The organism is Streptomyces sp. NPDC090022 (assembly GCF_044748145.1).
Classification (GTDB): domain Bacteria; phylum Actinomycetota; class Actinomycetes; order Streptomycetales; family Streptomycetaceae; genus Streptomyces.
On sequence record NZ_JBIVFN010000064.1, the window covers coordinates 1 to 1,796 of the forward strand.

Genomic DNA, 1,796 nt, shown 5'->3' on the forward strand with positions numbered 1-1,796 from the left:
CCGGATGCTGTTGGTCAATTCGGGGTCGTCTGCTTCGCCCCGTCGATCGAGTTCTGGTCGGCGGGGCGAAGTCGTGCGAAGTGGCTGGTGCGGGTGCGGGCTCGGGGTGTGCTGGTGAGGTGGGCGTCGATGCGGGCGAGGTTGATCGCCGCTCCGGTGAGCTGGTGCTGGAGGCTGGTTTTGGCGAGGCCGCGGTAGCGGGATCTGCGCAGGCCGCACCGGTTCACAGCCTGGGAGATGGCGCCTTCGACACCGGCACGGAGCTTGTAGCGCTCTTTCCACGCGTCGGTCTCCTGCTCGGCCCGGCGCTGGTGCAGGACCTCATGGATGTCCCGGTCCTGGAGGGTCAGCTTGCGGCGCGGTCCGCGGGTGCATGAGTCCTTGACCTTGCAGGGTCCGCAGTCGGTCTTCGAGAACTGCACCCGGATCTCGACCTTGTCGCGGACGGGTTCCCTCGCCCAGCGGGTGCTGTTCTTCCCGCCGGGGCAGGTCACCGTCCGGCGGTCCCAGTCGATGGTGAACGCGCCCACGGGAAAGGTCTGTGAGGTCCCGGCCCGGTTCTGCCAGCCGGTGCCGGGCATCATCGGCCCTGTCAGCTCCACGTTGTGCTCGCGCCGGGCGGCCACGATGTGGCGGGCGGTGACGTAGCCGGTGTCGACCAGGTGCTCATCAGGAAGCAGCCGGCGCTCGGCGAGAGCGGCGTGGACAGCCGGGACCAGGTCGAAGTCGCTGACCGTGGCATCGGTGGTGGCGACGTTCGTGATCAGGTCCGGAGTGTCACCACCGCAGGTCTCGGTGAGGTGGACCTTGTATCCGTCCCACATCGTGTCGCGCTTGACGCCGCCGCGCGCCTGGGCGTCATAGGGGGTGACCAGGCGCGTCCCGCCCGGCGGCCGGTCTTTTGGGTCCCGCCGCCGCACCTCGCCCCCGACCAGGTGGAAGTGCTGGACCCACATCCGTCGCAGGACTTCCACCTCGGGCACCGCCCGCAGTCCGGCCGGCGCACCGGGCGAGGTGACGGCCTGAAGCAGCCGCATCCCGTCGGCTCCGATCCGGCGGCCGGTCTCCTCCCGCTTGGCCGCAGTCCTGGGGAACCGTGAGTCCTCGGCGCGGGTGGCGTAGTGCCTGAACCAGTCCGGCTCGGCGACCTCGGCCAGCCAGTCGGGAGCGGCGGCGGCGAGCGCGTTCAGGGCCGCACGCAGGGTTTCGGCGACCATCTCCAGCCAGGACAGCTCCCGTGCCGCCGACAGTACGTGCGTGGAGTCGGTGCGGGCCTTGCCCCTGCTGGTGAGCAGCCCCTTGTCCCGGACCGCGGCAAGGATGCCGTCCAGCACCCGGCGCCCGGCATCCGCCTGGACCAGCCGGTCCCTGAACTCCGACAGGACGGAGAAGTCAAAGCCCGGATCGTCCAGCCGGAGCCCGAGGGCGTACTTGAAGTCGATCCTGGCCCTCACCGCCTCCGCGGCCTGCCGGTCGGTCAGCCCCTCGACGAACTGCAACACCAGGACCAATGCGAGACGCCCCGGTGACCAGGCCGGCCGCCCGCGTGACGGGAAGAGGTCCGCGAACTCCTCGTCAGTGAACAGCGGCCCCAGCTCGTCACGGACCCGGATCGCAAGGCTCCCCTTCGGGAACGCGGCCCGCGCCACCCGCACCGTCTCCGCCGGGATCTCCCCAGACCCCTCCGGCTGCATCGACATCCGCCCCCACCCCATACGACAACGTCGGCCCTCAAGACCACAACCGGGTCTCGAAGGCCGACGTCACGCCAGGCCCCGAATAAACCAACAGCATCC

1 protein-coding gene is annotated in these 1,796 nt (G+C 70.2%); it reads right to left on the minus strand.

All coding sequences use genetic code 11. From position 1 onward, the window contains the following. Positions 1-14: 14 nt before the first annotated feature. Positions 15-1,700, minus strand: coding sequence for an IS1182 family transposase (locus tag ACIPXB_RS37120; protein ID WP_401457421.1), 1,686 nt, complete (start codon positions 1,698-1,700; stop codon positions 15-17). Between the last annotated feature and the right edge of the window lie 96 nt (positions 1,701-1,796).

Bases quoted from the DNA above. Each gene is read 5' to 3' on its own strand.
- ACIPXB_RS37120 (WP_401457421.1), bottom strand. From the start codon at position 1,700: ATGTCGATGCAGCCGGAGGGGTCTGGGGAGATCCCGGCGGAGACGGTG.